24 protein-coding genes are annotated in these 26482 nt (G+C 68.7%); 15 read left to right on the forward strand and 9 right to left on the reverse strand.

Annotated elements, in window-relative coordinates; all coding sequences use genetic code 11:
• Position 1: 1 nt before the first annotated feature.
• Positions 2-2380, reverse strand: a complete 2379-nt coding sequence (locus C4F17_RS20510) for a bifunctional salicylyl-CoA 5-hydroxylase/oxidoreductase (RefSeq protein WP_106936478.1) — start codon at positions 2378-2380, stop codon at positions 2-4.
• A 132-nt stretch (positions 2381-2512) separates the two neighbouring features.
• Here C4F17_RS20510 and C4F17_RS20515 point away from each other — a divergent pair, with 132 nt between their 5' ends.
• Positions 2513-3781 carry an SAM-dependent methyltransferase gene (locus tag C4F17_RS20515; protein WP_106936479.1) on the forward strand — a complete coding sequence of 423 codons (1269 nt, stop codon included), beginning with the start codon at positions 2513-2515 and terminating at the stop codon, positions 3779-3781.
• 11 nt (positions 3782-3792) lie between these two features.
• Positions 3793-4116, forward strand: a complete 324-nt coding sequence (locus C4F17_RS20520; RefSeq protein WP_106936480.1) for a DUF1840 domain-containing protein — start codon at positions 3793-3795, stop codon at positions 4114-4116.
• Positions 4117-4130: 14 nt separating this feature from the next.
• Here the strand turns inward: C4F17_RS20520 and C4F17_RS20525 are convergent, their stop codons facing one another.
• Together C4F17_RS20525 and C4F17_RS20530 are read right to left on the reverse strand one after the other, a co-directional pair.
• Complete coding sequence (locus tag C4F17_RS20525; protein WP_081267440.1) at positions 4131-5159, reverse strand: Bug family tripartite tricarboxylate transporter substrate binding protein; 1029 nt, start codon at positions 5157-5159, stop codon at positions 4131-4133.
• Positions 5160-5221: 62 nt separating this feature from the next.
• Positions 5222-6160, reverse strand: a complete 939-nt coding sequence (locus C4F17_RS20530) for a LysR family transcriptional regulator (RefSeq protein ID WP_106936481.1) — start codon at positions 6158-6160, stop codon at positions 5222-5224.
• A 124-nt stretch (positions 6161-6284) separates the two neighbouring features.
• On the opposite strand from C4F17_RS20530, the gene C4F17_RS20535 reads away from it, so the two are divergent.
• Positions 6285-7067, forward strand: coding sequence for an SDR family oxidoreductase (locus C4F17_RS20535; protein ID WP_106936482.1), 783 nt, complete (start codon positions 6285-6287; stop codon positions 7065-7067).
• Between the two features lie 130 nt (positions 7068-7197).
• Here C4F17_RS20535 and C4F17_RS20540 read toward each other — a convergent pair whose 3' ends face one another.
• The 3 genes from C4F17_RS20540 to C4F17_RS20550 are packed head-to-tail and all read right to left on the reverse strand — an operon-like array spanning position 7198 to position 9619.
• On the reverse strand, positions 7198-7620 hold the full coding sequence (locus tag C4F17_RS20540) for a MarR family winged helix-turn-helix transcriptional regulator (protein ID WP_106936483.1): 423 nt from the start codon (positions 7618-7620) through the stop codon (positions 7198-7200).
• 23 nt (positions 7621-7643) lie between these two features.
• A complete protein-coding gene (locus tag C4F17_RS20545; protein WP_081267444.1) occupies positions 7644-8612 on the reverse strand; it encodes an alpha-ketoacid dehydrogenase subunit beta in 969 nt (322 codons plus the stop codon).
• Positions 8603-9619 (reverse strand): thiamine pyrophosphate-dependent dehydrogenase E1 component subunit alpha, encoded by a 1017-nt coding sequence (locus C4F17_RS20550; protein WP_106936484.1) that lies wholly within the window; start codon positions 9617-9619, stop codon positions 8603-8605. The genes C4F17_RS20545 and C4F17_RS20550 overlap by 10 nt, the downstream gene beginning before the upstream one ends.
• Positions 9620-9768: 149 nt before the next feature.
• Here C4F17_RS20550 and C4F17_RS20555 point away from each other — a divergent pair, with 149 nt between their 5' ends.
• The 4 genes from C4F17_RS20555 to C4F17_RS20570 all read left to right on the forward strand — a co-directional run bounded on the left by C4F17_RS20555 (position 9769) and on the right by C4F17_RS20570 (position 12969).
• Positions 9769-10053: a ParD-like family protein gene (locus C4F17_RS20555; RefSeq protein ID WP_106936485.1), complete on the forward strand. Its 285-nt coding sequence runs from the start codon at positions 9769-9771 to the stop codon at positions 10051-10053.
• Positions 10050-10847 carry a type I methionyl aminopeptidase gene (gene map, locus C4F17_RS20560; protein ID WP_106936486.1) on the forward strand — a complete coding sequence of 266 codons (798 nt, stop codon included), beginning with the start codon at positions 10050-10052 and terminating at the stop codon, positions 10845-10847. The genes C4F17_RS20555 and map overlap by 4 nt, the downstream gene beginning before the upstream one ends.
• A gap of 177 nt (positions 10848-11024) precedes the next feature.
• A complete protein-coding gene (locus C4F17_RS20565; protein WP_081267540.1) occupies positions 11025-11657 on the forward strand; it encodes a response regulator in 633 nt (210 codons plus the stop codon).
• Positions 11658-11688: 31 nt separating this feature from the next.
• Entirely contained in the window at positions 11689-12969 is a 1281-nt protein-coding gene (locus C4F17_RS20570; protein ID WP_106936487.1) for a phospholipase D-like domain-containing protein, read from the forward strand.
• Here the strand turns inward: C4F17_RS20570 and C4F17_RS20575 are convergent.
• Positions 12966-13397: a surface-adhesin E family protein gene (locus tag C4F17_RS20575; RefSeq protein ID WP_234382235.1), complete on the reverse strand. Its 432-nt coding sequence runs from the start codon at positions 13395-13397 to the stop codon at positions 12966-12968. The genes C4F17_RS20570 and C4F17_RS20575 overlap by 4 nt on opposite strands.
• A gap of 124 nt (positions 13398-13521) precedes the next feature.
• On the opposite strand from C4F17_RS20575, the gene C4F17_RS20580 reads away from it, so the two are divergent.
• From C4F17_RS20580 to C4F17_RS20605, 6 genes are all read left to right on the forward strand, one after another.
• Positions 13522-14208 (forward strand): alpha/beta hydrolase family protein, encoded by a 687-nt coding sequence (locus C4F17_RS20580; protein ID WP_081267449.1) that lies wholly within the window; start codon positions 13522-13524, stop codon positions 14206-14208.
• Between the two features lie 131 nt (positions 14209-14339).
• Complete coding sequence (locus C4F17_RS20585) at positions 14340-14843, forward strand: ferritin-like domain-containing protein (RefSeq protein WP_081267450.1); 504 nt, start codon at positions 14340-14342, stop codon at positions 14841-14843.
• A gap of 187 nt (positions 14844-15030) precedes the next feature.
• Positions 15031-16053, forward strand: coding sequence for a D-xylose ABC transporter substrate-binding protein (gene xylF, locus C4F17_RS20590; protein WP_081267451.1), 1023 nt, complete (start codon positions 15031-15033; stop codon positions 16051-16053).
• 111 nt (positions 16054-16164) lie between these two features.
• Positions 16165-17355, forward strand: coding sequence for a sugar ABC transporter permease (locus C4F17_RS20595; protein WP_106936488.1), 1191 nt, complete (start codon positions 16165-16167; stop codon positions 17353-17355).
• Between the two features lie 303 nt (positions 17356-17658).
• A complete protein-coding gene (locus C4F17_RS20600) occupies positions 17659-18453 on the forward strand; it encodes an ATP-binding cassette domain-containing protein (RefSeq protein WP_106936489.1) in 795 nt (264 codons plus the stop codon).
• 1 nt (position 18454) lies between these two features.
• Positions 18455-19618, forward strand: a complete 1164-nt coding sequence (locus C4F17_RS20605) for an ROK family transcriptional regulator (protein WP_106936490.1) — start codon at positions 18455-18457, stop codon at positions 19616-19618.
• A gap of 4 nt (positions 19619-19622) precedes the next feature.
• Here C4F17_RS20605 and C4F17_RS20610 read toward each other — a convergent pair whose 3' ends face one another.
• Positions 19623-20903 (reverse strand): helix-turn-helix domain-containing protein, encoded by a 1281-nt coding sequence (locus C4F17_RS20610; protein ID WP_106936491.1) that lies wholly within the window; start codon positions 20901-20903, stop codon positions 19623-19625.
• Positions 20904-21036: 133 nt separating this feature from the next.
• Between C4F17_RS20610 and C4F17_RS20615 the strand changes: the two genes are divergently transcribed.
• Positions 21037-23151 (forward strand): PQQ-dependent dehydrogenase, methanol/ethanol family, encoded by a 2115-nt coding sequence (locus tag C4F17_RS20615; RefSeq protein WP_106936492.1) that lies wholly within the window; start codon positions 21037-21039, stop codon positions 23149-23151.
• A gap of 9 nt (positions 23152-23160) precedes the next feature.
• Here C4F17_RS20615 and C4F17_RS20620 read toward each other — a convergent pair whose 3' ends face one another.
• The gene (locus tag C4F17_RS20620) at positions 23161-24141 is read right to left on the reverse strand and encodes a helix-turn-helix transcriptional regulator (RefSeq protein WP_106936493.1); all 981 of its coding nucleotides are present in this window, start codon (positions 24139-24141) and stop codon (positions 23161-23163) included.
• Between the two features lie 192 nt (positions 24142-24333).
• Here C4F17_RS20620 and C4F17_RS20625 point away from each other — a divergent pair, with 192 nt between their 5' ends.
• Positions 24334-26478 carry a hypothetical protein gene (locus tag C4F17_RS20625; RefSeq protein ID WP_106936494.1) on the forward strand — a complete coding sequence of 715 codons (2145 nt, stop codon included), beginning with the start codon at positions 24334-24336 and terminating at the stop codon, positions 26476-26478.
• The last annotated feature ends 4 nt before the right edge of the window (positions 26479-26482 follow it).

Raw genomic sequence — 26482 nt, forward strand, 5'->3', positions numbered from 1 at the left:
GTCAGTGCGTCTCCTCGGGGTTCGCCGCGGCTGCCGCAGCCATCTGCTGCTGCTTGGCGATCTCGCGGTACATCTGGTCGCGGCCGCTCAGGTATTGCTTCGGCCAGTCGACTTCGCGGCTCTGCAGCTTGGCGGCTTCGTGCAGCGTCCAGGCCGGGTCGGCGAGATGCGGGCGCGCGATGGCGCACAGGTCGGCGCGGCCGGCCGCGATGATGCTGTTGGCCTGGTCCGCGTCGGTGATGGCGCCCACGGCGATGGTCGCGATGCCCACTTCGTTGCGGATGCGGTCGGAGAAGGGCGTCTGGTACATGCGGCCGTACACCGGCTTGGCGGCGCGCGTCGTCTGCCCGGACGAAACGTCGATGAAGTCCGCACCCGCTTCCTTGAAGAGGCGCGCGACCACCACCGCGTCGGCGTCGGTGTTGCCGCCTGGCGCCCAGTCGTGCGCGGAGATGCGCACGCTCATGGGCTTGTCCGCGGGCCACACGGCGCGCATGGCGCGGAACACCTCGAGCGGATAGCGGCAGCGCGCTTCGATGTCGCCGCCGTACTCGTCGGTACGCAGGTTGGTGAGCGGGCTGATGAAGGCCGACAGCAGGTAGCCGTGCGCGCAGTGCAGCTCCAGCCAGTCGAAGCCGGCTTCCAGCGTGCGGCGCGTCGAGGCGACGAACTGGTCGCGCAGCGTGTCCATCTCGGCGCGCGTGATGGCGGCGGGCAGCTGGTTCTGTTCGCCGTACGGCACGGCGCTGGCGCCGAGCAGCGGCCAGTTGCCGCTTTCGAGCGGCTCGTCGGTGCCTTCCCAGCCCACGCGCGTGGAGCCCTTGGGGCCGCTGTGGCCGAGCTGCATCGCGATCTTCGCGCTCGACTGCGTGTGCACGAAATCGACGATGCGCTTGAACGCGGCCTGCTGGGCGTCGTTGTAAATGCCGGTGCAGGCCGGGGTGATGCGGCCTTCGGGCGTCGGGCTCGTCATTTCGACGAACACCATCGCGGCGCCGCCGAGCGCGCGCGCGCCCAGGTGCACCAGCAGGAAGTCCTGAGGCACGCCGTCGACCGCGCTGTAGGTGGCCATGGGCGACACGAGGATGCGGTTCTTCAGCGTGAGCCCGCGCACCTTGTAGGGCATGAGCATCGGCGGCACGGCCTTGCCGCCCGCGAGCCACTGCTCGTAGCCGCCGAGCCATTGCGTGTCGCGCACGCGCAGGTTCTCGTGGCTGATGCGCTGCGACCGCGTGAGCAGCGAATAGGCGAACTGCTCGATCTCCATGCCGGTGTAGCGCGGCACGTTCTCGAACCACTCGGTCGAGTTGCGCGCGGCGTTCTGGATCTTCAGCACCTCGACGCTGCGGCGTGCCTCGTAGCCTTCGAGCACATGGTCGACGGTGCCGCCCTGTGCGAATTCATTGGCCAGGTCGATGGCGTCTTCCAGCGCGAGCTTGGTGCCCGAGCCGATCGAGAAGTGCGCGGTGTGCGCGGCGTCGCCCATCAGCACGACGGGCACCGAGCGGCCGTCGACCTCGATGCGGTGGGTCCAGCGTTCGCACACCACGCGCGGAAAGCGGATCCAGTTGGCCGAGCCGCGCAGGTGCGTGGCATTGCTGATCAGCGAGTGGCCGCCCAGGTACTTGGCGAACAGCTTCTCGCAGAAGGCGATGGCCTCCGGCTGCTCCATCTGGTCGAGGCCGTGGGCCTTCCATACGGCCTCGGGCGTCTCGACGATGAAGGTCGAAGTCTTGTCGTCGAACTGGTAGGCATGCGCCTGGAACCAGCCGTGCTCGGTCTGTTCGAAGGCGAAGGTGAAGGCGTCGAAAGTCTGGTGCGTGCCCAGCCACACGAAGCGGCAGTTGCGCAGATCGATGTCGGGCTTGAACACGTCGGCATAGCGCTGGCGGATGCGGCTGTTGAGGCCGTCGCTGGCAATGACGAGATCGGCCTTGTACTTTGCGGCGATGGCCTGGTCGTCGGTGGCGTCGGTCTCGAACACCAGCTCGACGCCCAGCGCCAGGCAGCGTTCCTGCAGGATGTTCAGCAGCCGCTTGCGGCCGATGCCGCAGAAGCCGTGGCCGCCCGAGCGCACCTGGCGGCCCTTGAAGAACACCTGGATGTCGTCCCAGTGATGGAACTCGTTGCCGATGAGCGCCGCGGTTTCGGCGTCGGCCGCGCGCAGGTTGCCCAGCGTCTGGTCGCTCAGCACCACGCCCCAGCCGAAGGTGTCGAAGGGGCGGTTGCGTTCCACCACCGTGATCTGCAGCGCGGGGTTGCGCGCCTTCATCAGCAGGGCGAAGTACAGCCCGGCCGGACCGCCGCCGATGCACAGGATGCGTTGGAGATCCGCGGCTGGAGCGGGGCGGACGGATTGAACCGGGTTGAGGCTGTTCATGTTTCAATAGTTTAGACATAAACAATCTGCTGTCAATGCGGGTTGGCAACCAACGGCAGGGCGCACCGTTTCGAGGCTTCCGCCGACACGGGCAGCCATGCAAAAACCTGGAAAAATCAATACCATCGGCCCATGCAACACTTGATACCCAAGATCGAGTCGCAGCTGGCTTCGCTGCCTGTTCCAATCGCGCTGGAGTTGCCCGATGGCCGCCGCGTCGCCCAGGCCGGGGCCCGCGTCACGCTGGCCTTCAAGGAGTGGGCGGTGCTCGCCAAGCTGGCGGCCCGGCAGGTGGGCGCCATCGGCGAGGCATACGTCGAGGGCAAGGTGCAGATCGAAGGCGCCATGCGCGACCTCATCGACGCCACGGTGGGCATGCTGCCGGGCAACCCGGCCGAGACCGACACCGGCTGGTGGAGTCGCCTGCAGCACATGGCCAAGTCGCACGGCTCGCACTCGCTGCGCAAGGACGCGGCCCAGATCGAGTTCCACTACGACGTTTCCGACGACTTCTATGCGCTGTGGCTCGACCCGCGCCGGGTCTATTCGTGCGCGTACTACCGCACCCCCGACCTCACGCTGGCGCAGGCCCAGGAAGCCAAGCTCGACCACATCTGCCGCAAGCTCATGCTGCAGCCGGGCGAGCGCTACCTCGACATCGGCTCCGGCTGGGGCGCGCTGCTGCTGTGGGCCGCCGAGCACTACGGCGTGGATGCCACCGGCATCACGCTGTCGAAGAACCAGCATGCGCACGTGCAGCGGCTGATCGAGGAGAAGGGCCTGCAGGGCCGGGTGCGCGTCGAGCTGCGCGACTACCGCGAACTGTCGGTCGACCAGCCCTTCGACAAGATCTCATCGGTCGGCATGTTCGAGCACGTGGGCGCGGCCAACATGCCGACCTACTTCCGGAAGATTCATTCACTGCTCAAGCCCGGTGGCCTGGTCATGAACCACGGCATCACCTCGGGGGAGCTCAACTACCGCCAGCTGGGCGCTGGCATGGGCGACTTCATCGAGAAATACATCTTCCCCGGCGGCGAACTGCTGCACGTGACGCACGTGCTGCGCGAGACGGCCGCGGCCGGCCTGGAGATGGTCGACACCGAAAGCCTGCGCCCGCATTACGCGCGCACGCTGTGGGCCTGGTCGGACGCGCTCGAAGCGCAGCTCGACACCGCGCGCGAAGTGCTCAGGCGCAGCGGCGGCCGCCAGGGCGAGAACGCCGAACGCGTGCTGCGGGCCTACCGCCTGTACCTGGCGGGCTCGGCCATGAGCTTCGAGCAGGGCTGGATTTCGCTGCACCAGATGCTGTCGACCAAGCCCGACGGCAATGTCGAGCATGGCGTCTTGCGCGGTGCGCAATCGGTGTACCCTTTTGCCCGTGATTACATCTACAAATAAGTGAGAACACCATGCTCTATCGATTCCAGTCCCGGGCTTCCGCCGATTTCGTGATGCTCGAAGTGCACGCGCGCCAGTTGCTCGACATCGTCGGCAAGCCGGCCGCGCCGCAAGGCATCATCACCGTCGAGCAGATCCCGGGCGCCATTTCCGCGCTGGAGGCCGCACTGGCCCGCGAAGGCGGCAATGCCCACAACCACGACGACTACGCGGTCGAAGGCCATGCCAACGACGCCGAGAAGCAGCATGTGGGACTGCACCAGCGCGCTGCCCCCCTGCTTCACATGCTCAAGGATTCGCTGGCCGACAAGAAGGACGTGACCTGGAAGACCTGAGCGTCTTCAGCGGTTCAATCGACCTTAGCGCCGGAGTCCTTCACCACCTTCGCCCATTTCACGTGTTCGCTCGCGATGAGCTTCGTGAAGTCGGCCGGTGAATTTCCGCTCGGCAGCGCGCCCTGCGCGAGCATCTTCTCCTTGATGGCCGGCGTGCCCAGCGACTTGGCCACTTCCTGCTGAATGCGGTTCACGATCTCGGGCGGGGTGCCGGCTGGCGCCAGCAGCCCGAACCACGAGCTCGCCTCGTAGCCCTTGAGCATCGGGCCTCCCACCTCGGCCACCGTCGGAACGTCCGGCAGCGCCGGCGAACGCTGGGCGCTGGTGACGGCCAGCGCGGTGAGCTTGCCGGCCTTGATCTGCGCCATCGACGAGGGCAGGTTGTCGAACATCACGTCGGCGTTGCCGCCCACCATGTCCAGCAGCGCCGGGCCCGAGCCTTTGTACGGGATGTGCGCCATGAAGGTGCCCGTCATGCTCTTGAACAGCTCGCCCGCCAGGTGGATCGACGTGCCGCTGCCGCTGGACGCCATGTTCAGCTTGCCGGGGTTGGCCTTGGCGTACTTGATGAAGTCCTGCACGTTGTGGATGTTCAGCGCCTTGGCCTTGTCGGCGTTCATTTCCATCACGTTGGGCACGGCGGCCACCAGCGTGATGGGCGCGAAGTCCTTGATCGGGTCGAAGGCCAGCTTGGGATAGAGCGCGCGGTTGATGCCGTGCGTGCCCACGGTGCCCATCAGCAGTGTGTAGCCGTCGTTGGGCGCGCGCGCCACGATCTCGGCGCCCAGGTTGCCGCCCGCGCCGGCGCGGTTGTCGACGATGAACTGCTGGCCGAAGGCCTTGGAGAGCTCCGGCGCGATCGCGCGCGCCAGGATGTCGGTGGTGCCGCCCGCCGCGAACGGCACGACGATGCGCACCGGCTTGGTAGGCCAGTTGCTCTGGGCCCAGGACGGGGCGGCCATGAGGGCGAGTGCGGTGGCGACCGAGGCCGCGAGCGCGGTCCGGCGATTGGAAGGCGAGGAAAAGAAAGAGAAAGAAGTCATGCGCGCGTTTGTACATGGGGGCGCTGCCTGCGTCGCGGGTGAAAACCCCGTGGGCGCAACGGTCAGGCCACCTGCATGCGCTGGGCGAAGCGTTCGCTGCGAAAGCGCTCGAGCACGAAGTCGACGAACACCCGCGTCTTCGGCGGCAGCAGCTTCTTGCTCGGGTAGTAGAGCCACACCGCGCCCGTGTCCTGGTACCACTCGGGCAGCAGCCGCACCAGCTCGCCGCCGCGCAGGCTGCGCTCGACGAAGGGCATCGGCAGCATCGCCACGCCCAGCCCCATGAGCGCGGCCTGCGCCAGGGCTTCGGGGTCGTTGAAGACGGCGCGCGGGCGGGGCAGTTCGACCGTGATCTCGGCCTCGCGGGCGTTGGCGCGCACGTGCCGCAGCGTCCAGCCGCGCACGCGGCCCGTGGGCGACGAGCGGCGCAGCAAGGCGTCGAGCGCCGCCAGGTCCGACGGCTGCCGGGGCATGTCGCGTCCTTCCATGTAGCGCGGCGACGCCACCGCCACCTGGTGGACGCGCGCCAGTTCGCGCGCCACCAGCCCCGCCGACAGTTCGATGCCTCCGCCGATGGCCGCGTCGAAGCCCTCGCCGACCAAGTCGACCTGCTGGTTGTCGAAATGCCAGTCCGGCACGATGGCCGGGTAGCGCGCGATGAAGTCGCCCAGCATCGGCAGCACATGCGCGCGCCCGAAAGCCTGGCCCATGCTCACCTTGAGCGTGCCGGCGGGCTGGCCGTCGTCGGTGTCGATGCCGGCCACGGCCTCGCGCAGCGTGGCGAGCGCGCCGCCGATCTGCGCGAGGAAGCGCTCGCCGCCCTCGGTCAGCGTGAGGCTGCGCGTGCTGCGCTGGAACAGCCGCAGGCCCAGCCGCGCCTCGAGCCGCGCCACGTTCTTGCTGACCGCCGCCGGCGTGAGGCCCAGGCGCCGGGCCGCGGCCGAGAAGCTGCCGCCCTCCGCGCTCTGCACGAAGGATTCGAGGTGATTGAGCGGTTCCATGCGCGCATTTTCATGCCGAGTTTCAACTTCCAGTTGAATTTGATTGACGCGATTAATGGCTACCGGCAATGCAATGAAAGGCAGAGACTGGAGGCCTTCTTCCTCCAACAGATCGGAAAAAATCATGGCTTCCAGCAACGTCTCTTCTGCTTCTTCTTCTTCTTCCCCCGTCCTGGCCGGCAAGGTCGCCTTCGTCACCGGCGGTTCGCGCGGCATCGGTGCCGCCATCGTTCGCCGGCTGGCGCGCGACGGTGCCGCCGTGGCCTTCAGCTATGCCAGTTCCGGCGCGCCGGCCGACGAACTGGTGCGCACCATCGAGGCCGAGGGCGGCCGCGCCCTCGCGCTGAAGATCGACAGTGCCGACGCCGACGCGCTCAAGGCCGGCATCGACCGGGCCGCCGGGCACTTCGGCGGGCGCATCGACATCCTGGTCAACAACGCGGGCGTGCTGCACCTCGGCCCCGTCGAGCAGTTCTCGCTGGCCGATTTCGACCGCACCATCGCGGTCAACGTGCGCGCCGTGTTCGTCGCGATCCAGGCGGCGCTGGCGCACATGGGCACGGGCGGGCGCATCGTCAACATCAGCAGCACCAACGCCGAGCGCATGCCCTTTGCCGGCGGCAGCGTGTATGCGATGAGCAAGTCGGCGCTGACCGGGCTGGTGCAGGGCCTGGCGCGCGACCTGGGGCCGCGCGGCATCACGGTCAACAACGTGCAGCCCGGCCCGGTCGACACCGACATGAACCCCGCCAGCGGCCCGATGGCCGCCACCATGCACGGCTTCATGGCCATCGACCGCCACGGCCACGCCGACGAGATCGCCGGCATGGTGGCTTACCTGGCCAGCCCCGAAGCCGCGTTCGTGACCGGCGCGGGCCTGAACATCGACGGCGGCTTTGCCGCTTGAATTTGGCTCGCCCCCAGGCTGCGCGCACTTCGTGTCGCTTCGCCTTCCCCCTACCGGGGGCAACACCTGAGGCCCGGCGGAGCCGGTTCCTCGGTGTTCTGGAAGGGGGGCGGGGCCTGGCGTGGTGGGGTCAACTGCTGCGCTGGACGGCCTTGATGAGTTTGTCGAGCGTTGCGTCTAGCTGGGCCAGTTCGTTGCCGTCGACACCTGCGAACAGCGCGGCCTCGCGCTCGCGGCCCAGGGCGGCGACCTGCCCATGCAGCGCCTTGCCGGTCGCGGTCAGGTAAAGGCGGCTGCTGCGCTGGTCGGTCGGGTCTTCGTGGCGCTGCACGCGCTTGTGGCGCTTGAGGCCCGCCAGCGCGCGGCTCACCGCCATCTTGTCCAGGCCGGTCTGGTCGGCGACCTGCGTGGCGTTGAGCCCGGGCTGGGCGCCGAGCACGGCCATCGTGCGCCATTCGTTCAGCGTGAGCTGGTGTTCGCGGCCCACGCGCTCATGAAAAGGCCGCGCCGTGAGGTTGACCACCCGCACCAGCTTGAAGAAGAGCGGGTCCATCGCGCCTGCGCCGCGGCCGGGCCTCAGCCGGCCAGCTTCTTCGCGGCGGCCACGATGGCCGGCACGCCCACGCGCGACTGCGCCTCCAGCACCGGCGCATAGCCGACCGGAATGCGCGGCGCGCCCAGCCGCGCGACGCGGCAGCCGGTGGCCTCCGCCGCGCTGGCCGCGATCTCGGCGCCGAAGCCCGCCGCCTGCACCGCCTCGTGCACCACCAGCAGACGGCCGGTACGCGCGCACGACGACAGCACCGTCTCGCGGTCCCACGGCCACAGGGTGCGCAGGTCGATCAGGTCGATAGCGATGCCTTCGGCGGCCAGCGCATCGCAGGCGTCCGCGCAGGCCTGCATCTGCCGGCTCCAGCTCACCAGCGTGAGCGCATCGCCTTCGCGCACACGCGCAGCCTTGCCCAGCGGCACCGCGATGCTTTCGTCGACCTCGCCGCGCACGCCCCACAGCGTCTTGTGCTCGATGTAGACCACCGGGTCGCCGCACTGCAGCGCCGCGCGCAGCAGGCCGTGGTTGTCCTGCGGCGTCGAGGGGCACACCACCACCACGCCCGGCAGGTGCGCGAACCACGCCTCCAGCGATTGCGAGTGCTGCGCCGCCGACGCATCCCAGATGCCGCCCGGCATGCGCGCCACCAGCGGCACGCGGCCCTGGCCGCCGAACATGAAGCGGTTCTTGGCGGCCTGGTTCACCAGTTCGTCCATGCCGCACAGCGCGAAGTCGACCACGCGCATCTCGACCACCGGCCGCAGCCCCGCGAGCGCCATGCCCACGCCGGCGCCCATGATCGCGGCCTCGCTGATCGGCGTGTCGATCACGCGGCCGGTGCCGAAGTGCTGCTGCAGCCCCTTGTACTGGCCGAAGATGCCGCCGCGGCCCACGTCCTCGCCGAGCACGACCACGCGCGGGTCGGCCTCCATCTCGCGCCGCAGCGCGAGCAGGGCGGCTTCGGAATAGCTCAGGTCCTGCTTCGTCAATGCCATTGGCCGGCTCCGGTGGTCTGCACGTCGGTGAAGGCGGCGCCGGGGTCGGGCCAGGGCGCGGCGTCGGCGACGGCCAGCGCGGTGTCGACCTCGTCGCGCGCGGCGTTCTCGATGGCGTCGAGCGTGGCGGCGGCGATGCCCGCTGAAAGAAGATGGCCGCGCGCCCGCGCGATCGGGTCCGTTTCCAGCGCCACCGCGAGTTCGGCCGGGTCGCGGTAGGCCGCGAGGTCGACCGACACGTGGCCCTTCACGCGGTAGGTCAGCGCGTGCAGCAGGCGCGGGCCGCCGCCGGCGCGCACCTCGCTCACCAGCCGCGCGGCGGTTTCGTGCACCGCGAACACGTCGTTGCCGTCGACCTGCGTGGCGGCGATACCGAGCGACTCGGCACGCACCGAAGCGCCGTCGCCCGCCGTCATCGGCCCGCTCGCGGTGGTCGCGCTCCAGCGGTTGTCTTCGCAGACGAAGAGCACCGGCAGCTCGTACACCTGCGCCCAGTTCAGCGCTTCGAGAAAGGGCCCGCGGTTGATGGCGCCGTCGCCGAAGAAGCAGACCGTGATGTCGTCGCCCTTGCCGAGCAGCTTCTGCGCATGCGCTGCGCCCACGGCAATCGGCAGCCCTGCCGCCACCACGCCGTTGGCGCCCAGCATGCCGACCGAGAAGTCCGCGATGTGCATCGAGCCGCCCTTGCCGCCGTTGAAGCCGGTGGCCTTGCCGAACAGCTCGCACATCATCCGCGCGAGGTCCGCGCCCTTGGCCAGCGTGTGGCCGTGGCCGCGATGGGTGGAGGTGAGGTAGTCGCTGGCGCGCAGGTGGGCGCACACGCCGGCCGGCACCGCCTCCTGGCCGGTGGACAGGTGCAGCGGCCCGCGCACCTTGGCGGCGCCCGCGGCCTGCTGGCCATAGGCGCTCACGCCGCCCTGGCTGGCCGCTTCGGCGGCGTTCTCGAAAGCGCGGATGCGCAGCATGACGCGGTACAGCGCCTGCGCATCGGATGTGCTCGGGTCCATCTTGTCTCCAACGCGCTCGAGGTGGGCGCCTTGCGAAAAATCGTATCAAACGAGATCGAAGCGCTTCACCGGGCTTACCCCCGTCGCGGTGTTGAAGCCCGCCGCCCGGTTTGATATGATTCATATACATTTCGTATATAAAACAGACCATGGGCATCGTCAAGATTTCAGACCTCATGCATGAGAACCTGCGCGTCGCGGGCAATGCGCTGAGCCGTTCCATCAACGCGCAGGCCGAGCACTGGATGCGCATCGGCATGCTGGCCGAGCTGCACCCCGAGCTCGATCACCGCGAGATCTGCCAGCTGCTCATCCGCGCCGAGCAGGCCGGCGGCTTCGACCTGGCCACCGTCTCCGGCCTCGTCGAACCGCCGCCCGCGCCCGCGCCCGCTGCCGCTCCCGCCGCACGCAAGCTGGCCGGGGCGCGCGCATGAGGGCCGCCGCCGCACCGCTCAAGTCGCCCGACGAGATCGCGATGGCGCGCGCCGCGGGCCGGCTCGCCGCCGAGGTGCTGGCGATGATCGGCGAGCATGTGAAGCCCGGCGTCACCACCGAGGAGCTCGACCGCATCTGCCACGACCACATCGTCAATGTGCAGGGCGTGGTGCCCGCCAACGTCGGCTACCAGGGCTACACCAAGACGGTCTGCACCTCGGTCAACCATGTGGTCTGCCACGGCGTGCCTTCGGCGCAGAAGGTGCTGAAGAAGGGCGACATCATCAACATCGACGTGGCCGTGAACAAGGACGGCTGGTTCGGCGACTGCAGCCGCATGTACTTCGTCGGCGAGCCCAGCCCGCTGGCGCGCCGCCTGGTGGACACCACTTACGAGGCGATGCGCGCCGGCATCCTGCAGGTGCGTCCCGGCGCCACGCTAGGCGACGTGGGTCATGCGATCCAGAGCGTTGCGCACCGCGAGCGCTTCAGCGTCGTGCGCGAGTACTGCGGCCACGGCATCGGCCGGATCTACCACGACGATCCTCAGGTGCTGCACTACGGCCAGCCCGGCCAGGGCCTGCGGCTGGAGGCCGGCATGGTCTTCACCATCGAGCCGATGATCAACGCCGGCCGGCGCGAGACCCGCGAACTGCCCGACGGCTGGACGGTGGTCACGCGCGACCATTCGCTGTCGGCGCAGTGGGAGCACATGGTCGCGGTCACGGAAGACGGCTTCGAGGTGCTGACGCCCTGGCCCGAAGGCACGGGGCGCTATCCCGCCATTGCCTGAGAGGGCGGCGCTCCCGCGTCGTTTCCGTCCGACGCGGGCGACAGGCAATCCTGCATTGCCGTGCAGGACAACGCCGCGTCCTGCTTTTCGGGTGTCTTGCGGGCCGATGGCTGTGGCATCTTCGTTCCCCTGTCGCGCCGCCTCCTGGCGCGCATCGCTTCAAGCAGGAACAACACCATGATCAAGATCGGCATCGTCGACGACCACGCCGTCGTCCGCACAGGCCTCAAGGCGTTCTTCTCCACCTTCGTCGATTTCCGCGTGGTCGGCGAGGCCGGCTCCGGCCGCGAGGCCATCGACCTCGTTCGCACGGCCGATATCGACGTGCTCGTGATGGACCTTTCGATGCCCGGCCAGAGCGGCATCGACGCGCTCGCCATGGTGCGCGCCAAGGCGCCCGACCTGGGCGTGCTCATCCTCAGCGGCTATCCCGAGGAACACTACGCGGTGAACCTGATCCGCCAGGGCGCGTCGGGCTATCTGAACAAGGAATGCGAGCCCGAGGAAATCGCCAAGGCGATCCGCACGGTGGCCCTGGGCCGCCGCTACATCTCGCCCTCGGTGGCGGAGCTGCTGGCCGGCCAGCTGGAGCGCAAGGACAACGCGCCGCCGCACAAGCACCTGTCGGAGCGCGAGTTCCAGGTGTTCCTGAAGCTCGCCAAGGGCGAGTCGGTGGGCAGCATCGGAGAGGCGCTGTCGCTGTCGGTGAAGACCATCAGCACCTACCGCACGCGCCTCATGGAGAAGATGAACCTCTCCACCAACAGCGACCTGACCTACTACGCGATCAAGACGCAGCTGATCGACTGATCGCTTGAGCACACAGGCTTCGCGTCCTCACGTGCACCGCCGAGGGACGCTCAAGACCATCGTCTGGACTTTCGTCCTGACGCTGGCCGCCACGCTGCTGGTGCTGAACTTCACCAGCGGCGAGAAGAAGCTCGACGAGCAGGTCAAGCGCGAGTACGCGCTGCACGATGCGCAGTACCAGCGCGCGCTGGGCGTGATGCTCGGGCCGCCCATCACCGGCGGCAACCGCTTCGAGGCCTTCCAGAACGGCGACCGGATTTTTCCGCCGATGCTCGCCGCCATCCGCGGCGCCAGGCGCAGCATCACCTTCGAGACCTACATCTACTGGTCGGGCGACATCGGGCGCGAGTTTGCCGACGCGCTCTCGGAGCGCGCCCGCGCGGGCGTGAAGGTGCACGTGCTGCTCGACTGGGTGGGCAGCGCCAAGGTCGATGGCGACTTCATCCGCGAGATGGAAAGCGCCGGCGTGCAGATCCGCAAGTTCCACAAGCCGAGCTGGTACGACATCGCGCGCATGAACAACCGCACCCACCGCAAGCTGCTGGTGGTCGACGGCCGCACCGGCTTCACCGGCGGCGTGGGCATCGCGCCCGAATGGACCGGCCACGCACAGGACGCCGAGCACTGGCGCGACTCGCACTACAAGGTCGAAGGACCGGTGGTGGCGCAGATGCAGGCCGTGTTCATGGACAACTGGGTGAAGGTGTCGGGCGACGTGCTGCACGGCGAGACCTACTTTCCGCCGATTCCCTCGATGGGCGACGGACGCGCCCAGATGTTCAGCAGTTCGCCTTCGGGCGGCAGCGAGAGCATGCATCTCATGTACCTGCTGTCGATCGCGGCGGCCACCAGGACCATCGACCTGTCGAGCGCCTACTTCGTGCCCGACGACCTGACGGTGGGCGCGCTGGTCGCGGCCATGAAGCGTGGCGTGCGGCTGCGCATCATCACGCCGGGCCCGATCATCGATTCGCAGACCGTGCGCGGTGCCTCGCGCGCGGCGTGGGGCCCGCTGCTGGAGGCGGGCGCCGAGATCAGCGAATACCAGCCGACCATGTTCCATTGCAAGGTCTTCACGGTCGACGGCCTGCTGGTGTCGGTGGGCTCCACCAACTTCGACAACCGCTCGTTCCGCCTGAACGACGAGGCCAACCTCAACATCTACGACGAGGCCTTCGCCGCCGAGCAGACCGCGCAGTTCGAGGCCGACCTGCGCCAGTCGAAGCGACTGACGTACGAGGCCTGGAAGGATCGCCCGCTGCACGAGAAGGCGATGGAGCACCTGGCGGCGCTGCTGTCGTCGCAGCTCTAGCTGCTGCGCGGGCGGCAGGCCGCGCGCACGATGCGCGCCGTCGGGTTGGGCTTCATGTCCAGGAAGCGCACCGGCTTGGGGGCGTTGCTGTAGTCCGCGCTGCGGTGTGGCTCGCCCTGCCACAGCGGCTGGGCGTAGAAGCGCGCCGCCACGTAGCTGGCGCGGCCCGCCTGGCAGTCGAACACCACGCGAGACTCGTACGAACGGTACGGAATGCCGTCCCAGTTGACGCGCTGCGCCGCGCGGCTCACGCGCAGGTTCATGGCTTTGGCGGCGTCGCCCGGTGTGTCCTGGAGCGTCACGCGGTCGGGGTCGACCTGGACCGTGTCTGCCAGCTTGTCCTGGGGATCTCCCGTCACCGTGAACCAGCCGGGCTGCGCATGCGCGATGCAGCCGACCATGCCGATAGCCAACAGCCAGTGCTTCACGACGGAACTCCAGGAAAAGAAGAAAAGGGTGAAACATGAATTTACATTGGCCGCCGGCCCTCCGCGTGTCGGACGACGCCGAAGGTCCGCGCCGAACGACGGGGCGCGGGGGCACACTCGCGCGATGACCACCCTGCACAGACTTTCCATCGACGTGAGGCCCGGCACTGCGGTGTCGGCCCTTGCGATGTCGCCACCCTCGGCCGAGGCTTGCCTGGTGCTTGCGCACGGCGCCGGCGCGGGCATGGCGCATCCGTTCATGCAGGCCGTGGCCGAGGGCCTTGCCGAGCGGCGCATCGCCACGCTGCGCTACCAGTTCCCCTATATGGAGCAGGGCAGCAAGCGCACGGACGCACCGCCGCTGGCGCATGCCACGGTGCGGGCGGCCGTGGCCTGCGCCTCGGCGCGCTTTGCGGGCGTGCGCCTCTTCGCGGGCGGCAAGTCGTTCGGCGGGCGCATGACGTCGCAGGCCCAGGCGCTGGAGCCGCTCGCGGCCGTCGAAGGGCTGGTCTTCCTGGGCTTTCCGCTGCACCCGTCGGGCGCGCCCGCGAAGGCGGCCGGGCGCGCGGCGCATCTGCGCGAGGTGGACGTGCCCATGCTCTTTGCGCACGGGCCGCGCGACACGCTGGCCGAGCCCGCGCCTTTCGACGACACCGTGCAGGCGCTGGGTCCGATCGCCACCGTGCTGGAGATCGAGGGCGCCGACCATTCCTTCCATGTGCTCAGGCGCACCGGCCGCACCGACGAGCAGGCGCTGGACGAACTGCTCGACGGCATCGCCGTGTGGATGCAGGCCTGGCGCATCGGCTGAAGCCGGGCGGCGCGGGTCGTCCTTCGCCTACGCCGTGTCGCCCGATGGGACGACGCCGAGGCATCGCGGATCTTTCAACGATGTGTGTTCGACAGACGGCAAACAGATCATCAATTGAAAGGATCACCGACATGGCATACACAGACGCATCCCTCGACACCCTGCAGGCAACCGGCCCCGCGCTCGCCAACGACGAAGTCGTGGACGTGCTCAACGACCTGCTCGAGAACTCGCGCGACGGCGAATACGGCTTCCGAGCCTGCGCCGACGAAGTGGAGAGCCCGGCGGCGAAGCAACTGTTCGCCAACCGCGCCGAAGAGTGCCGCAAGGCTGGCAGCGAACTGATGGCGCTCATCACGGCCTACGGCGGCAAGCCTGCCGATGGCGGCACCGCCAGCGGCGCGCTGCATCGTGGCTGGGTGCACGTGAAGGGCTCGCTGGGCGCCAACAGCGAACTCTCGATCCTCGAATCGTGCGAGCGCGGCGAAGACACCGGTGTCGCGCGCTATCGCAAGGCCCTGAAGCAGAACCTGCCCGCCGACGTGCGCAGCGTGGTCGCTGCCCAGGCCGAAGGCGCCCAGCGCAACCACGACCAGATCCGCGACCTGCGCAACGCCGCGCGCGCCCGCGACTGATCGCCGCCACGCGCTCCAGCGCATGAAGGCCGGGCTTGCCCGGCCTTTTTTCATGGGCGCCCCGCGCTCCGGGAATTCCCGGATGCTCAGCACCTTGCCGCGATGGGATAGTTAGTTCGCCCTTCAAACTAACTAATTTCTTACACGGCTTATCCCTGTGGGGCGCACCAACTCAGGAGAGACATCGATGCAACTGAAACACACCCTGGCCGCCATGGCCTTCGGTCTCACGGCCGTGGGCGCGATGGCGCAGACCGTGGTCGGCGTGAGCTGGTCCAACTTCCAGGAAGAGCGCTGGAAGACCGACGAGGCCGCCATCAAGGCCGAACTCGAGAAGCTCGGCGCCAAGTACATCAGTGCCGATGCGGGCGGCTCTCCGGAGAAGCAGCTGGGCGACATCGAGGGCCTGATGTCGAAGGGCGCCAAGGCGCTCATCGTGCTGGCGATGGACAAGGACGCCATCCTGCCGGCGGTGACCAAGGCCACGCGCCAGAAGGTGCCCGTGGTGGCGTACGACCGGCTGATCGAGGCGCCGGGCGTCTTCTACATCACCTTCGACAACGTCGAGGTCGGCCGCATGGAAGCGCGCGAGGTGCTCAAGGTCAAGCCCAAGGGCAACTACGTGATCATCAAGGGCTCGCCGAGCGACCCGAACGCCGACTTCCTGCGCGCCGGCCAGCAGGAGGTGCTCGACGCCTCCATCAAGAAGGGCGACATCAAGATCGTCGGCGACGAATACACCGAAGGCTGGAAGCCCGAAGTCGCGCAGAAGAACATGGAGCAGATCCTCACCAAGAACGGCAACAAGGTCGACGCGGTGGTGGCGGCCAACGACGGCACGGCGGGCGGCGCGGTGGCGGCGCTCACGGCCAAGGGCCTGCGCGGCATTCCGGTGTCGGGCCAGGACGCCGACTTCGCGGCGCTCAACCGAATCGCGCTGGGCACCCAGACCGCGACCATCTTCAAGGACTCGCGCGAACTCGGCCGCGAAGCCGCCGCCGCGGCCATCGCGCTGTCGCAGGGCAAGCCGGTCGACAAGGCCGGCACCTGGAACTCCGGTCCGAAGAAGGTCTCGCTGCAATCGCGCCTGCTGACGCCGGTGCCCGTGACACGCGACAACCTCGACGTCGTGGTCAAGGCCGGCTGGATCAAGAAGGACGAGCTCTGCAAGGGCGTGACGGGCGCCAGCGCGCCCGCGGCCTGCAAGTAGGCAAGCAAGCGCAAGCACGGATCACCCGCGCAACGCGCCATCGGCCGGCCGTCCACGGGCCCGGCCGGAGGTGGGCGCGCTCCTGTCTTTGTCCCGAAGGGGGTCTGAAAAATGAGCAATCCAACACCGGGCTGGTGGCGCCGCACGGGCATCGACCTGCGCCTCGTGCTGATGTGCGTGCTGCTGGTCGTGATGGCGGTGGTGTTCAGCGTCATGTCGGGCGGCGTGTTCCTGTCGCCCGAGAACCTTTACAACGTCGCGCAGCAGACGGCGGTGGTCGGCATCGTGTCGACCGTCATGGTGCTGATCATCGTGGCGCGCCACATCGACCTGTCGGTCGGCTCGGTGATGGGCTTCGTCGGCGTGCTCATCGCGTACCTGCAATACACCTCGGGCTGGTCGTGGCCCACGGCCTGCCTGGCGGGCCTGGCCGTGGCGCTGCTGGTGTCCATCTACCAGGGCTGGCTCACGGCGATGCTGGGCGTGCCTTCGTTCGTGGTCACGCTCGGCGGGCTGATGTCGTTCCGCGGCGCGGCCTTCCTGGTGGCCGACGGCAAGACGCAGCCGGTGAACGACGAATTCTTCCAGCGCCTGGGCGGCGGCTACGACGGCGGCATCGGCGTCACCGCGAGCTGGGTGATCGCCGGGCTGGTGGCGGTGGTTCTGTTCGCGCGCATGTTCCAGAAGCGCGCGGCGCGCGCGCGCCACGAGATGCCCAACGAGCCGCTGTGGCTCGAGCTGCTGCTCACCGCAGTGCCGGCGGCGGTGGTGATCGGCTTCGCGGCGGTCATGAACCACTACAAGATCGATTCGAAGGACGCGCCACAGGGCATTCCGATTCCGGTGCTGATCTGGGCCGTGGTGGCCATCGTGCTGTCGTTCATCGTGCACCGCACACGCTTCGGCCGCTACGTGTTCGCGATGGGCGGCAACCCCGACGCGGCGGCGCTGGTGGGCATTCCGGTCAAGCGCGTCACGCTGATGCTGTTCGCGCTGCTGGCGGTGCTGGTCACCATCGCGGCCATCGTGTCGATCGCGCGGCTCAACGCGGGCACCAATTCGCTGGGCACGGGCATGGAGCTGTACGTGATCGCGGCGGCCGTCATCGGCGGCACGGCGCTGGCGGGCGGCAGCGGCTCGATCTTCGGCTCGGTGCTGGGCGCGCTCATCATGCAGTCGCTCGACAGCGGCATGCTGCTGCTCGACGTGCCCATCGGCAAGCGCATGGTCATCATCGGGCAGGTGCTGATCGTGGCCGTGGTGTTCGACGTTCTCTACCGGCGCAAGTTTGGGGAGAACTAGGGATGAACTTGCATTGCTGTTCAGGGCGCGATCACGCCGACGGGGTACCTTGCTCCGCGAATGTCCCCCGGCCTTCGGCCTCCTCCTTTATTTCGCTGCGCAAGGCACCCCGCCAGCGTGATCGATGGACGCAGCGCTCGCGCGGCCGGCGTTGCGGCCGTGCCCATTGTGCGAATGGCGCCGGGTGCTCCCCGCAGCGAAATAAAGGAGGAGCCGAAGGCGGGGGACATTCGCGGAGGGGAGTACCCGGTGTCATTCGCACGCGCCCCGAACAAGAACGCCAAACCAAGGCAGAGCACTGAAATGGCAGACATCGACACCTCCAAACCCCTCGTCGAACTGCGCGAGATCCGCAAGTCCTTCGGCGGCGTCAAGGCCGTGGACGGCGTGAGCGTCAACCTCTACCCCGGCGAAGTGGTCGCGCTGCTCGGCCACAACGGCGCGGGCAAGTCCACGCTCATGAAAATGCTCGCCGGCGCCTACCCCATCGACTCCGGCGACACCCTGATAGCCGGCGAGAAGGTCAACATCCGCACGCCCGCCGAAGCGCAGGCGCAAGGCATCGAGACCATCTACCAGACCCTTGCATTGGCCGACAACCTCGACTCCGTGTCGAACCTGTTCCTCGGCCGCGAGAAGATGACGCGCTGGAACACCCTGGACGACCACTTCATGGAAGTGCAGGCGCGCAAGGTGTTCCACCGGCTCAACAAGAACTTCACCAACATCCGCGTGCCCGTGCGTCGCCTCTCCGGCGGACAGCGGCAGGTGGTGGCCATCTCTCGCGCGCTGTACTTCAATGCGCGCATCCTCATCATGGACGAGCCCTGCGCCGCGCTCGGCCCCGAGGAGACCGCGATGGTCGGCGGCCTCGTGAAGCAGCTCAAGGCCGACGGCGTGGGCATCTTCCTCATCACGCACGACATGCCCGACGTGTTCTCGCTGAGCGACCGCCTCGCCGTGATGAAGAACGGCAAGCTGGTCGGCACCTACCGCACCGCCGACGTCACCGAGGACGAAGTGCTCGGCATGATCATTGCCGGCAAGCGGCCCGAAGGCAAAGAGCAGGCCCATCACGCCGACACCGCGGCCGCCTGATGTGACCACCATCGGCGACCAGCAGCTCGTGAAGCGCATGAACCGCAGCGTCCTGCTGCGGCTGCTGCGCGCGCAGCCCGGCCTCTCGCGCGCGCGGCTGGCCGGCGAGAGCGGCCTCACCAAGTCGACTGTGAGCCTGCTGGTGCGCGAGCTGATCGACGAGGGCTGGCTCAGCGAATCGGGCGCGGCCGTGGCCGACGGCCTGGGGCGGCCTTCGACGCCGCTGCGCATCAACGTGGGCGTGCGCGCGCTCATGGGCGTGGAGATCGCCGTGGAGACGGTGCGCCTCGTGTGCATGTCGCTGCAGGGCGAGGTGCTGTATTCGGACACCCGGGCACTGGCCGACAGCGCGCCCGCCGGCGTCTGCGCGCAGGTTGCGCGCATGGCCTCGGTCGCGCATGCGCGGCTCGAGCAGCTCGGCCTGCGCCTGTCGAGCATCGGCGTGTGCATACCCGGCGCGGTGGACGACTGCACCGGCGTGGTCCGCTTCGCGCCCAACCTCGGCTGGCGCAACGTGAGCCTGCTGCCCGCGCTGGAGAAAGCCTTTGCCGCCGTGGGCCTGCCGCGCGTCACCGTGCAGCTGCAGAACGACGCCGATGCCGCCGTGCTCGGTGAATACGAGTTCGCGGCAATGGAAGGCCAGGAGGGCGAAGACCCGCTGATCTTCGTCAACTGCGACGTGGGCGTGGGTGCGGGCGTGGTGCTGAACGACCGGCTCTTCACCGGCGCGCAGGGCATGGCCGGAGAGATCGGCCACACCATCCTCGAGCTCGACGGGCCGCCGTGCTCATGCGGGCGGCGCGGCTGCGCCGAGGCCTTCTTCGGTTCGCGCGTGCTGCTGCGCGAGGGCCGCGACATGCAGCGCGCCGCCGCCTTCTTCGGCGTGATGCTGCAGAACCTGTGGGTCACCTTCAACCCGCGCGCGATCGTGCTGGGCGGCAAGGCCTGCACCGATCACCGCGACTTCGTGCAGGCGGCGTTCGAGAGCGTCCACCGGCACGCCGACCGCGCCGGCATGCCGGCACCCGAACTGCGCACCGCGCGCTACGACGCATTGGCGCCGGCGGTGGGCGCCGCCGCGCTGGCGCTTCACGAATACCTGCGGCCGCTGCAGCCCGACGCGAAGGCGCGGCGCGCGCGCGCGCTGGCCCGCGCCGCCGTCTGAACGTTCAGTCGTCCGCGGCGGCCTGCGCGGCGTCGTCATGCCAGCCGCGCAGCCGCCGGTACAGCGTGCCGCGCGACACGCGCAACTGCCGCGCCGCCTGCGAGACGTTGCCGCCGTGCGCGGCGAGCGTGTCCTCGATCAGCTTGCGGCTGTGCTCGCGCAGCGTGCCGGCGGGCCATGCGGCCTCCGCGGTGTCGGTGCCCGCCTGGCCTTCGGTGGCGGTGGTTGCAATGGCCGGTACCGCGATGCGTTCCAGGGCCGCTGGCGCCGTCTCTCCGGGCATCGCCACGGCATGGCGGAAGTCCGCGCCGTTCGCGCCCTTCAGCTGCGCCTGCACCCATACGCCGAGCCCGCTCGCCAGCCGCAGCGGCTGCGCCGCCTCGCGCCGGCCGAGCCGCATCAGGCTCGCGAGGTCGTGCCCCAGCAGGCATTCGACATCGCGTTCGTCCGCCGCCTCGGGCAGCCGGCCCAGCAGACGCGCGCCCGCGTTGTTGAGCCAGGCGATGGTGCCGTCCGGCGCGATGCCGGCCAGCGCCTCCAGCGGCGTGCCCAGCAGCGTGGGGCTCGCCTGGAAGCGCAGGATCAGGTGGTCGCGCGACTGCGCCTGCAGCAGCCGGTTCTCGATGGTGGTGGCGTAGAGCGCCACCATCGCCGCCGCATCGAAGCCGAAGCGCCGCGCCTCCACCGTGAGGTCGAGCACGCCGGCCAGCCGGCCCGTGACATCGCGGATCGGCGCGGCGGCGCATTGCATGTGGCACAGCACGTCGAAGTAATGCTCCGCGCCGTCCACCGTGCAGGCCTGCCCGGTGCTGGCCACGATGCCCGGCGCGGTGGTGCCCACCACGCGCTCCGAAATGTTCACGCCCACCCGCGCGGTCTTGCGCAGCACCGGCTGGTGCGCGGCGGCGGGCTGGTCGGTGACGTGCACCAGCACGCCGTCGCGGTCGGTCAGGATCACGCGGCAGTCGGTGCCCGCGAGCATGTTCTCCATCTGCGCGAGTTCCTGTCGTGCCACCTCCAGCAGCTCGCGGTTGCGCGCCAGCGTGGCGTGCAGCCGGCTCGGCGTGACCGCGTCGAAGGGCACGATGCGCTGGCGGTCGGTGTGCGTGCGGCTGCAGCGCAGCCACGACTGGATCACCGCCTCGCCCACCAGGCCCGAGGGCCGCACGCCTTCTTCGAAGAACTGCCGCCGCGCGAGCGCCACGCGCTGCGCCGGCGTGCTGGCAAAGAGCTGGCGCGGCGCATCCGCCGTGCCTAGCCTGCTGTCGAACTTGCCTTGGGACATGGGTTCGCCGCCTCCCTGTATTCGGGACCAGCAGCGAATGTGTTCCGCAATGGAACAGCGACGGATTGGGGAAATCCCGAAGGTGAACGCGAGGCCGGCGCGAACGATCCTTGCGGCACAAAGGAGACCTGCGATGAAAAGAACACACTCCGGGCTGCTCATGCTCGCCGGCGCGCTGCTGTGCCTGGGCGCATCGACGGCGGCCACGGCCCAGAACGCACAGGAGCGCGCAGCGGCCGCCACCGCGCGCGTCGACGGCAATTTCATACGCGCCAACGCGGCGCAGAAGAAAACCCCCGACTGGCCCAGCGTCGGCCTCGACTACTCGGAGTCGCGCTTCAGCAGGCTCGACCAGGTGAACACCGGCAACGTGAAGGACCTGGGGCTGGTCTGGTCGTACAACCTCGAGTCGACGCGCGGCGTGGAGGCTACGCCGCTGGTGGTGGACGGCATCATGTACGTCACCGCCTCGTGGAGCGTGGTGCACGCCATCGACACCCGCACCGGCCAGAAGCTGTGGACCTTCGATCCGCAGGTCGACAAGTCCAAGGGCTTCAAGGGTTGCTGCGACGTGGTGAACCGCGGCGTCGCCATCCATGAGGGCAAGGTCTACGTGGCCGCCTACGACGGGCGCCTGATCGCGCTCGACGCCGCCACCGGACAGAAGGTCTGGGAGAAGGACACGCTCGAAGGCCAGAAGGGCAGCTACACCATCACCGGCGCGCCGCGGGTGTTCAAGGGCAAGGTCATCATCGGCAACGGCGGCGCCGAATACGGCGTGCGCGGCTTCGTCACCGCCTACGACGCGAAGACCGGCGACCAGAAGTGGCGCTGGTTCGTGGTGCCCGGCGACCCGAGCAAGCCCTTCGAAGACGCTTCCATGGCCAAGGCCGCGAAGACCTGGGACCCGAGCGGCAAGTACTGGGAAGCCGGCGGCGGCGGCACCGCGTGGGACAGCTTCGCCTTCGACCCCGAGCTCAACCTGATGTACGTGGGCACCGGCAACGGCTCGCCGTGGTCGCACAAGGCGCGCAGCCCCAAGGGCGGCGACAACCTCTACCTGGGCTCGGTGGTGGCGCTCGACCCCGACACCGGCAAGTACAAGTGGCACTACCAGGAGACGCCCGGCGACAACTGGGACTACACCTCCACCCAGTCGATGATCCTGGCCGACATGAAGCTGGACGGCAAGCCGCGCAAGGTGCTGCTGCATGCGCCGAAGAACGGCTTCTTCTTCGTCATCGACCGCACCAACGGCAAGTTCATCTCGGCGAAGAACTTCACCGAAGTGAACTGGGCCACCGGCTACGACAAGAACGGCCGCCCGATCGGCGTGGCCGCCGCGCGCGACGGCACCAAGCCCAACGACGCCATCCCCGGCCCCTTCGGCGCGCACAACTGGCACCCGATGTCGTTCAACCCGCAGACCGGCTTCGCCTACCTGCCGGCGCAGCACGTGCCGATCAACCTGATGGACGACAAGGACTGGAAGTTCAACGAGGACGTGCCGGGCCGCCCGCATGCGGGCCTGGGCTGGAACCTGGCCAAGTTCGCCAACGTGGAGCCGCCCAAGAGCAAGCCCTTCGGCCGCCTCGTGGCCTGGGACCCGGTGGCGCAGAAGGAAGCCTGGGGCGTGGACTATGTGTCGCCCTGGAACGGCGGCACGCTCACCACCGCCGGCAACCTGGTGTTCCAGGGCACGGCCGACGGCCGCCTGCTGGCCTACAACGCCAAGACCGGCGAGAAGCTCTGGGAAACGCCCACCGGCACCGGCGTGGTGGCGGCACCCTCGACCTACATGGTGGACGGCAAGCAGTACGTGTCGGTGGCGGTGGGCTGGGGCGGCGTGTACGGCCTCGCGCAGCGCGCCACCGAGCGGCAGGGGCCGGGCACCGTCTACACCTTCGCGGTGGGCGGCACGGCCAAGATGCCGGACTTCGTGCAGTACCGCATGGACAAGCTGGTGCAGGGCGTCAAGTACGACCCCGCCAAGGTCCAGGCCGGCACCATGCTCTACGTGAGCAACTGCGTCTTCTGCCACGGCGTGCCGGGCGTGGACCGCGGCGGCAACATTCCCAACCTCGGCTACATGGACGCGGCCTACATCGAGAACCTCGACAAGTTCATCCTCAAGGGCCCGGCCATGTCGCGCGGCATGCCCGACTTCACGGGCAAGCTCTCGGGCGAGGAGATCGAGAGCATCAAGGCGTTCATCCAGGGGACGGCGGACGCGATCCGGCCCAAGTAGCGGGAAGGCTCAGCCCGCGAGCCGCAGCTCCTGGATCAGCCCGGCCACGTTGCTCACCTCCAGCTTGTCGTAGATCGACTGGATGTGATTGCGAACCGTGGCCGGCGAGCGGCTCAGGATGGTGGCGATGTCCTTGTGCGTGTCGCCGCGCGCCAGCAGCTCGGCAATGGTGCGCTCGCGCGGCGAGAGGCTGTCCGCGCGGCAGCGGGTGCGGCTCTTCAGGAACAGCAGGCGCTGCTCGACATGGTGCGTCACCACGATCCCGTGGCCGCCGTAGCGGGCGTGCCCTTCCAGGAAGTGCTTCAGCAGCGGCGCGGGCAGCGTGCGCCCGTGCCACGCGGGCCACTCCGCCTTCAGCGCGGCTTCGAAGAGGCCGTCAGCGTGATACAGCACGCCGCGCAGGTCGCCGATGGCCGAGCCGCACGCCGGCGGCCCGCCGGGCTCCAGCCGGTCCAGGTGCACGATGCGGTTGAGCGCCAGCGCCTGCATCACGTGCGGCATCAGGCTGGCGAGCAGCTGGCGTTCGTCTTCGGTGCCCTGGGCGTCGGGGTCCGCCCGGAACAGGCTGACCCAGTGCACGAAGTTGGTCTGCCGGTTCACGTCGGAGCTGATGAAGAAGTTGGCCTGCTCGAAACGCCGGCCGTAGTCGCGCAGTTGCGACTGGTCCGGCCGGTGGAACCATGCGTCGGCGTTGAACGCGAGCGTCGAGGTCGGCCGCTTCCCCACCTCCACCGCCGCGGTGTCGAGGTGCTTGACCTCTTCATAGGCGGTGAGCATTTCCGCCGGCTGGTTGTGCAGGTGGATGGTGTGGATGTCGATGCCGCTGGAAGTGCTGGTGGCCGTGCCCCACATCGACGAGTCGAATGGCAGCACCGGCTTGATGAGGTCGAGCGCGGCGTCCTGGAATGCGTCTATCGGCAACTCGTGCGATAGCCGGTAGAGCTGCAGCAGCAGCGTGCTGAAGTCTTGCAATGCGACCGGTTTTTTCATCTGGCCTTTTTTCCCTCGCCCCTGCGCAGCGCGCATCCCATGTTCTGGTGGTTTCCGTGGCCCGCTCGGAAGTTACCCCGTCGCGGCGTTTCAAGAATGGTGCATTTGCATCATTTGTTTCCACAAAAGTGAAAGCTATGGTTTGCGGAACCTCCGGTCAAGCGAGGTCCAACCCTTGGAGAAGAACCAGACATGCCCGCATTCATCCAGAAAATTCCCGTTGCCCTGTCCGCTGTGACGCTCGCGCTTCTCGGCGCGTGCGGCGGCGGTGGAGGGGGCGGCGGCGGCATCGGCGGCTTGCCGGTTTCGCTCGGCGGCGGCCAGCAGCCCGCCGCCCCTGCCGCCGACACCACGGCCCCTGCCACCACGCTGAGCGGCACGGTCGCCACCGGCGCCGCCTTCGCGGACGCGGCGCTCACCGTGTTCGACCAGACCGGCGCCAAGGTCTGCGAAGTGAAGGTCTCCGCCGAAGGCGCCTACAGCTGCACGCTGCCCGCCGGCACCAAGGCGCCGCTGGTGATCCAGGCCGTGCGCGACGACCTCACGCTCTACAGCACCACCGCCAGCGCCGCCACCGGCACGACCAACGTGACGCCGCTGACCACCATCGTGGTGGCACAGCTCGCGCCCAACGGCGACCCGTCGAAGCTGGCCGCCGCCATCCAGGCCGACCCCGGCGCTGTGACCGCGGGGGCGATCACCGACCAGGTGAAGAAGCTCGTGTCCGCGCTGCAGCCGCTGCTGGATGCGCTCAACATGAGCATCGACCCGATGAGCGGAGAGTTCAAGGCCAACGGCACCGGGCAGGACCGCGTGCTGGACACGATCAACGTGTCGGTGCGCCCCGACGGCGCGGCCGCCAACATCGAGATCACCGTCAAGGCGCAGCCGGCCGGGGACGACAGCCCGCCGGTGTCCATCGTGTTCCGCAGTGGTGACGCCACCATCGCGCCGCTGCCGGCGGTCGACGCCGCCGCGCTCGTGCAGCCGCCCACGCCGGCCATGGTGCAGGAGCTGCTCGAGCGCATCAACGCCTGCTATGCGCTGCCGCTCGCGCAGCGCGTGGACAGCACCATCAACGGCGACGGCAACGCCTTCGGCACGGCGGCCAACGTGGTCGCGCCGGCCTGCCGCAGCCTGTTCGTGGACGACAACCCGGCGAGCTACGTCTCGGCCGGCGGCGCGACCATCGGCCGCGACAGCAGCGGCGCGCGCCGCCCGTTCGAGAGCCTGTTCCGCACCGGCCCCACCAACCTGAAGCACGACCGCGGCAACTTCGAATACTTCTATCCCAACGGCGACATCGCACTGACCTACCGCTGGACCGACGTCGTGGGCAACACCGACAACGACGTCTTCAACGCGAAGATCGTGGGCGGCTCGCTCAAGCTCACCGGCAGCAGCAACCCCTACCGCGCCTCCGTGCGGCCGCTGCTCGAGATGAAGGATTTCCTGAAGCATCCGAGCCTGCTGTACCGCGCCTCCGGCTACACCCTGAACGTGGACAACGTGGTGGAGCAGGGCAGCTCGAAATTCTCTAAGGTGGTGGTGACCAGCAGCGTGCTGGGCGACCGCCAACTGGTGCTCGTGCCGCGTGCCGGCCTCAACACGCTCGTGCTCACCGCGGATGGCACGGCCACCGGCACGGCCATGAATTCCGCCATCTGGCGCATGGCGACCCGGTATGTCGAGCCGGCGCAGCAGCCCGAGCCGAAGACCTTCGAGACCGGCAACCTGTTCGCCTCGCCGCCGTACACGGACACCCAGCTGAGCGCGATCGCCGACCAGACGGTCTGGCGCATGGAGTTCTTCCACGCCGCCGGTGGCGACAACGTGGTGCAGTACGTGCGCACCTTCTCTCGCGCGCCGAGCATGGCGGAAGCAGCGCAAGTGCCGCTGGTGGAGATGACGCCTGCGCTGCGCGCCGAACTGTTCCAGGAAACCCAAGGCGTGGGCCGTGGCATCGTGTTTCCGGCCCCGGTTCCCTCGGATCCGGGCGCCAACAACATCGACTTCAGCGCCGAGGGCAACCTCGACGGCTGGCTCGTACCCGCCGGCGCGCTCGCCCCGACCACGTTCATCGTCAGCGGCCGCGGTCCCAACAACAACCGCTTCGCCGATTCGGTGACGCTGCGCAACACCGCGCGCAAGGCCGTCATCTATTGCCAGCCGGTGGCGAACTCATCCTCCGACAACCACTGCGCGCAGGTGGGGGCCAACGCCTACCAGTACGCGGAGGGCAGCTCGGTCAGCAGCTTCATCTTCACGGCGCGCAGCGCGCGCCAGGTCGACCAGCGCAAGAGCTTCGAAGTGTGGACGGTGACGCCGCAGCCCTGATCCT

The organism is Variovorax sp. PMC12, assembly GCF_003019815.1.
Lineage (GTDB): Bacteria > Pseudomonadota > Gammaproteobacteria > Burkholderiales > Burkholderiaceae_C > Variovorax.